This window comes from Chamaesiphon sp. VAR_48_metabat_135_sub (assembly GCF_031418915.1).
GTDB lineage: Bacteria > Cyanobacteriota > Cyanobacteriia > Cyanobacteriales > Chamaesiphonaceae > Chamaesiphon.
On sequence record NZ_JANOJV010000317.1, the window covers coordinates 1 to 6,399 of the forward strand.

The following is a 6,399-nucleotide window of genomic DNA, read 5'->3' on the forward strand; positions in this document are numbered from 1 at the left end:
CTTCACTCCGTTTACGATATGATTTTTTTAGGTTACTAAAAACATCGTATCGTTTCGGCAGGTTCAAAACTGCCCTAACTGACTCGGTTAGGTTAATGCCTAACTGTGCAGCTACCTTTCGTAATATATTTCCCGCCCCGTTTAGATCCGAGTTAATCACTAAACCTGTGCGGGATTTATATTGACCTCGTGTAATGCGCCGTCCTGATGGCTTCCAGTTAGCGGGTTTTTCACTGCCATACACTGGTAACTCATCTTCATCGATAAACGACGACTTGGAAGTATAGCTCTCCTCGGTTTCAACAAATTGAATCCCAACTTCTTCACACAATTGCTTGATACGATTCTTCAATTTAGCAGTTGGAATCTGTACGAACTCTTGGTTATTTTTCTTGCCAATATTAATCCCATCTTTATTGCCTTGGTTCCACCCAAATACCAAGGTACCTAATCGATGCTGAATGCAGTAATTGACAATAAATCTAGCTGCTTTATTAATTGCATCTCTAACTTGTCGATTGCGCTTCTCAGTTATTGTTGCCAATTCCAAATCCCAGTATTTGGCTGGTTTACCAGTTTTGAAATTAGCAATTCGCCGATTATAGTTCTGATTAATTGACTTGACTTTGAGTCCATCAATAATAAAGCTGCGTCCTCTAGTCGATAAACAGGCTAGCCAATTCCCCAACCCTGGGTCTATTGACAACGCTTGTTTACGATCTAATTTCAAGCTACAAGTCTCACCATCATTGCCATGAGTGTAAACATATTCAGCATATAAATCACCAGCTTTAGGGATGATTCTTAATTCGACAATTTGTTCTGATTTGATACCATAAGCACCATTAATCCTTAGTTCGTTACAATCAAATTGCTCTTTGAGATCTGAACTTAATTCTCGACTAATTGGTATTTTACACTCACCAGTTTCGATATCAAACTTCAATGCTTGAGCAGGGAAAGAGATTGGTGCTAAACCGCCTTTAGTTCGATAGTTAGGCATTTTGGGTTTGTTAACCTCGCCCTTCCAGAACAGTTTAAGCAGTGCATTATAACTAGAAAAAGACTCTGCTACTGACTTGAGGGTCTGTTGGGCACACTGTCCGCCCAATGCTTTATAGTGCGGATTATCTTTGATTGCTAGACAAAGTTCAGCGTATTTAGTCTTAACAAATTGAGTCTTGAATTCAGATCGATAAGATCCATCTGCATCAAAAAATTCACGTTTGGGGCAAGTATCAAAATGCGCCATCCGAACGCGATATAGAGTGCTATTAATTAGCGAATTTGCTTGTTGACACTGATGAGCCAGATAAGCCATTGCTTCAAATTTAGCAGTGATTTTAACAGAGATTGTTCTGTACATCATTTTCCTCCTGTTGTTATTATAGTTTAAGGAGTCTATCTCAACAACAAGTTTCATCTACAATTTATGGCTAAATTAGCAGTCGAGGATTACGAGTATCGGCGTACTGACAACTCGGTATCTTCCATCAATTATCATTTTGTCTTTGTACCTAAACGGCGTAAAGCTGTATTGGTTGGGGATATTGCTTCCAGGATGCAGTCAATTATCTTTGAGCTAGTAAGTGAGCATGGTTGGAAATTAATTGCACTGGAGGTGATGGCTGACCACGTACACATGTTTATCAATGCACCAACCCATGAGTCAGCGGCAGAAATAGCCAGATGGGTCAAAGGCAGATCCTCTCGCTATCTCAGAGCTGAATTCCCTAGCCTCAAAAAATTGCCATGTTTATGGAGTCCCAGTTATTTTGTGGCGACAACTGGGATGGTGAGTACGGATACCATTCGGAAGTATATTGAGAATCAGCGTGGCAAGTAACAGCCTTTTGCGGAGGGGTAAACCCCGTCTACTCGTTTTCACCCATCCGGCTGAAGCGCGGAGGCTCTCAACTTCGCGTCTGGTAGGGGGTTAGTAGTTGAGTGGATAGTGAATAAGTTAATTTGCAGCAATTCTCACGATCGTAACCCTCGGCTCTGCCGAGGAGCGCGAGCCGCTACACCGCAGGGGAACAAAGGCGTGCACGAATCGCTTCCCACGCCCCTCCTACTTCTAACCACTATTTACTATTCACTAACCAACATAAGGACGATCGATCCGATCGAGTGATACATTAAACTCAAAGGGCATCCGACCTGGATTTTGGCGAGATTCGGCAGCGTAACCGATCGGTAGTATTAAGGCGATCGCCAGATCTGGGTCATTTTCAGCACCGATTGCTGCTTTAACTTTGTCTTCGATCCAGCCATTCATCATACAGCTAGATAAGCCCAAACTCTCTGCTGCTAGAGTCGCATGAGTAGCCGCAATCATCGCATCTTTGATCGCATATTCCCGTGCTTTATCACCGAGTGCGACTGAAAAGTCGGGGATAGCTTTCTTGAAATAGCCGACTGTCTTTTCATTCCAAGCACCAGTCTGGAAACCCTGTTCCAGAATCGGTGTTAAATCCCGCTCTCCCGCCTTGATATCCGCTGCAAACACCAAGTTTACAGGTGCTTGTAGGATTTGAGGTTGATTGAAACAAGCAGCCCCTAAAGCCGCTTTTCGGTCGGGATCGATGACGACGACGATCCGCCAATCCTGGATATTAAAACTACTGGGTGCAGCCACCGTGAGTTCGATGATTTGACGGAGTAATTCTGGAGCGATCGGGTCGGGTTTGAAACTTTTGATCGATCGGCGTTGTAAAATTGCGGTAGGTACGTCTAAGGGCATGGTTTAATTTAGTGGAAAGTTGAAAGTGAATCAAATCCGGTTCGATTAAATAAATCATTGATAGTAGCATCTTACTATCGATTAACCGAAAAGTAAGGTGATACGCTCGCGCTACGCTAACACATCCTACGAATAGTATATATCTCCGACTTCTTGGAGCAGTCGGGGATATATACTAAGCTATACAACCTGATGAATTTTATTTCGATTCTGTACTTCCAGCCAGATCAATAGAGCATTGATATCGGCGGGATTGACACCACCGATGCGGGTAGCTTGTCCAATGGTAGCAGGTTGAACTTTGGCTAACTTTTCACGGGATTCTTTGGATAGGGTCTCGATCGAGCTATAGTCAATATTGCCAGGTAGTTTGCGGTTAGACTGTTTACTTACTTGGTCGATCTGGTGTTGTTGGCGATTGAGATATCCGGCGTATTTAATTTCGATTTCGGCACCTTCTTGTTCGGCGAGTTTGAGATCGTTATTACCGAGTGCAAATTCAGTTAGGCTAGTATAGTGGAACCCAGGACGACGCAATAGTTCGGCGAGAGTAATCGAACCTTTAATTACTTCTCCAGTCGTTGCAGTTATCCCTTTGCCTGTATCGTCTAATTCTCGAACTCTGGTTTTTTCCAGCCGTTCTTTCTCAGCCACAATATTTGCTTGCTTGCTGGTAAATAACTCCCAGCGTCTGTCATCAATCAGGCCGATTTCTCGTCCCAATGGGGTGAGTCTTTGGTCGGCATTATCCGATCGCAATAATAACCGATATTCCGATCGACTAGTCAGCATTCGATAAGGTTCGCGCAAATCTTTGGTACACAAATCATCGATTAATGTGCCTAAATAACTCTGTTCGCGCGGGAAGACAATCATCTCCTGATGCTTGACAAATCGCGCCGCATTTACCCCCGCGACGAAACCTTGTCCGGCGGCTTCTTCATAGCCTGTGGTACCATTTACCTGTCCAGCACAAAATAGCCCCTCAATTTTCTTGGTCATCAAGGTGGGATAACATTGAGTCGCGGGGATATAGTCATAATCCACCGCATAAGCTGGACGCAACATCACGCAGTTTTCCATCCCGATGAGCGTGCGGAGCATCTCCACTTGCAGACTTTCAGGTAAACCTGTCGAAAAACCCTGAATGTACAGCTCAGGAATATCTCGCCCTTCCGGTTCGATAAAAATCTGGTGACTTTCTTTATCTGCAAACCGGACGATTTTATCCTCAATACTCGGACAATAACGCGGCCCTTTAGAATCTACCCAACCGCCATATACTGGAGATAAATGGAGATTGTCGCGAATTAATTGATGAGTTGCCAACGTCGTGCGCGTCAGATGACAGGGAATCTGTTCCTTTTCCACCCACACCTCAGGATCGAAACTAAACCAGCGCACCCGCTCATCACCTGGTTGTGGTTCCATCTTACTATAATCAACCGATCGCTTATCCACCCGCGCTGGCGTACCAGTTTTCAACCGTCCAGTTTCAAACCCTAAACGGTGCAAAGTTTCCGTCAATCCAGTCGCGGCAAATTCACCCGCCCGCCCCGCCGACATCGATTTATTCCCTACCCAAATCGTCCCACCCAGGAACGTCCCCGTCGTCAGAATTACCGCCTGACACTCAAATGCGCCACCAAAATAAGTTTCAACGCCAATCACCTTATTATTGGCATCCAACACCAAATTCGTCACCATTCCTTCCCGAATGCTAAGATTTTCCTGATTCTCCACAATATTTTTCATCACCGCCGCATATTCGCGCTTATCAGTCTGAGCGCGTAATGCCCACACAGCGGGGCCTCTCGTGTCATTCAAGACCCGCTTCTGTAAATAGGTGCGATCGGCCATTTTACCAATTTCACCGCCCAGCGCGTCGATTTCATGGGTGAGCTGGGACTTAGCTGGGCCACCTACGGCTGGATTGCAAGGTTGCCAGCCGATTTTGTCTAAAGTAAGGGTTAGTAAAAGCGTGCGACAGCCCAACCTGGCGGCGGCTAGTGCAGCTTCACAGCCTGCATGTCCAGCACCGACAACGACGATATCAAAGGCATCTTGGAATTTAACGTCAGGATTCATAGCAATGGGGAGGAGCGAGGGCTGTAACTTTCCGCCCTGAGAGATTAGGTGCGATCTGGTCTATTTCTATTATATTCGGCTGGTCGATCGATCTGATGACCCCAGCAATGATAGTTCAGTAGGGGTAATTCATGAATTACCCCTACTGACATATTCAGAATTACCCCTACTGACATATTCAGATCCAAAGGCTTCTTGGAGAAGCCTTTGGATCTAGCCTCACAAAAGGTTCTAACTGCCATAGCGACTGCTATAGAATTACGCTTACTTCGATTTTTGTCCGGTTTTTGACGACAGAATGCGGATTACAGCGGGTTTATTTTTAAAAACTAGCGTCAGATCCAATCTCAATTGTCGCCGTTGAGAATTGCTGCGATGACCTTGACTATCGAATCAATCTAATAAATTCGTTAAAGCTAGGCTAAACTCTTCATAGGATTTAACGCCAAGAATGATTTCCATCTTTTCACCTGCTTTGAAAAATATCACTGCCGGAATACTTCTCAATCCAAACCGTTTGGGAAACGCTTTATTTGCATCGATATCTAACTTAAAGATCCCAGCGCGGTCTCCATATTCTACCGCCAATCGATCGATTAATGGTGCTACTAATTTACATGGGCCGCACCATGTCGCAGTGCAGTCTACAACTAATACCTTTCCTTCGGCTAAAAGTGTGTCAAATTCTGCTTCATCTTTAATGAATTCAGCCATGTTTTTCTAAAATATCTCCAAGTTAATCTGGGCAACTCCATCATAGCGGCTTCTGTGTGGCGATCTGTCGTTGGCAAAGCCTCGGCTTCGCCGAATCGCCATACACAAGCCAAATATGCCAAAATAGAAGTAGTTGCAAAGAGGCTGACTTAAATGCACCCATCCACCCGTTGGCAGTCCGCCGATTTAGAGTTATTGCCAGATAACGGTAATCGCTATGAAATTATTGATGGAGAATTACTCGTGACTCGCGCGCCTCACTGGAAACACCAAAAAGTTATTACGAAGCTGATTCAATCCTTGGGAATTTGGTCTAGTCAGAGTAATTTGGGTGAAGTTGTCACCACGCCAGGTTTAGTATTCACTGATGACGATAATGTCATCCCAGATTTAGTGTGGATTAGTAATGACAGATTAGCACGGGTTTTAGATGAATCTGGGCATCTTTTAGCCGCACCAGAATTAGTAGTAGAGGTGCTATCGGCAGGTACTGACAATGAGCGACGCGACAGAGAGGTAAAGCGCAAACTCTACGCAATCAGAGGCGTACAAGAATATTGGATTATCGATTGGCGCAGACAACAAATCGAAATTTTCCGGCGCGATAGTAATGGTTTACCGTTGGTGGCGACGTTGTTTAGTAATGATGTTTTGAGCAGTCCATTATTACCTGATTTTCAACAATCCGTCGCTGAAGTTTTTAGCTAAATCTAAAATGTCAAACTTTCACAATCGTTCCTCTCTAGAATCATCTTGTTTGATGATAACCGCGGGATGGTTGGTTTGTTGCGGGGATCTCCGCCAGAAACCAACCACACCCGAATGGTCGCTTAAAATATTAGTTTATGTATGAT

At 44.5% G+C, this 6,399-nt stretch carries 7 protein-coding genes; 2 read left to right on the plus strand and 5 right to left on the minus strand.

All coding sequences use genetic code 11. From position 1 onward, the window contains the following. A partial coding sequence (locus tag RMO55_RS21615; protein ID WP_310430192.1) for a transposase occupies positions 1–1,369 on the minus strand: 1,369 nt, incomplete at its 3' end. Positions 1,370–1,432: 63 nt separating this feature from the next. Here RMO55_RS21615 and tnpA point away from each other — a divergent pair. Beyond that, positions 1,433–1,846, plus strand: a complete 414-nt coding sequence (gene tnpA / locus RMO55_RS21620) for an IS200/IS605 family transposase (RefSeq protein ID WP_310430193.1) — start codon at positions 1,433–1,435, stop codon at positions 1,844–1,846. 252 nt (positions 1,847–2,098) lie between these two features. On the opposite strand, the gene RMO55_RS21625 is transcribed toward tnpA, so the two are convergent. From RMO55_RS21625 to RMO55_RS21640, 4 genes are all read right to left on the minus strand, one after another. Beyond that, positions 2,099–2,743, minus strand: coding sequence for a nitroreductase family protein (locus RMO55_RS21625; RefSeq protein ID WP_310430194.1), 645 nt, complete (start codon positions 2,741–2,743; stop codon positions 2,099–2,101). A 180-nt stretch (positions 2,744–2,923) separates the two neighbouring features. Continuing rightward, the gene (gene mnmG, locus RMO55_RS21630) at positions 2,924–4,831 is read right to left on the minus strand and encodes a tRNA uridine-5-carboxymethylaminomethyl(34) synthesis enzyme MnmG (RefSeq protein ID WP_310430195.1); all 1,908 of its coding nucleotides are present in this window, start codon (positions 4,829–4,831) and stop codon (positions 2,924–2,926) included. Between the two features lie 44 nt (positions 4,832–4,875). Continuing rightward, on the minus strand, positions 4,876–5,073 hold the full coding sequence (locus tag RMO55_RS21635) for a hypothetical protein (RefSeq protein ID WP_310430196.1): 198 nt from the start codon (positions 5,071–5,073) through the stop codon (positions 4,876–4,878). A 151-nt stretch (positions 5,074–5,224) separates the two neighbouring features. After that, entirely contained in the window at positions 5,225–5,545 is a 321-nt protein-coding gene (locus RMO55_RS21640) for a thioredoxin family protein (protein WP_310430197.1), read from the minus strand. Positions 5,546–5,698: 153 nt separating this feature from the next. Here RMO55_RS21640 and RMO55_RS21645 point away from each other — a divergent pair, with 153 nt between their 5' ends. Beyond that, entirely contained in the window at positions 5,699–6,253 is a 555-nt protein-coding gene (locus RMO55_RS21645; protein ID WP_310430198.1) for a Uma2 family endonuclease, read from the plus strand. The last annotated feature ends 146 nt before the right edge of the window (positions 6,254–6,399 follow it).

Bases quoted from the DNA above. Each gene is read 5' to 3' on its own strand.
- tnpA (WP_310430193.1), top strand. From the start codon at position 1,433: ATGGCTAAATTAGCAGTCGAGGATTACGAGTATCGGCGTACTGACAAC.
- RMO55_RS21625 (WP_310430194.1), bottom strand. From the start codon at position 2,743: ATGCCCTTAGACGTACCTACCGCAATTTTACAACGCCGATCGATCAAA.
- mnmG (WP_310430195.1), bottom strand. From the start codon at position 4,831: ATGAATCCTGACGTTAAATTCCAAGATGCCTTTGATATCGTCGTTGTC.
- RMO55_RS21635 (WP_310430196.1), bottom strand. From the start codon at position 5,073: ATGGCAGTTAGAACCTTTTGTGAGGCTAGATCCAAAGGCTTCTCCAAG.
- RMO55_RS21640 (WP_310430197.1), bottom strand. From the start codon at position 5,545: ATGGCTGAATTCATTAAAGATGAAGCAGAATTTGACACACTTTTAGCC.
- RMO55_RS21645 (WP_310430198.1), top strand. From the start codon at position 5,699: ATGCACCCATCCACCCGTTGGCAGTCCGCCGATTTAGAGTTATTGCCA.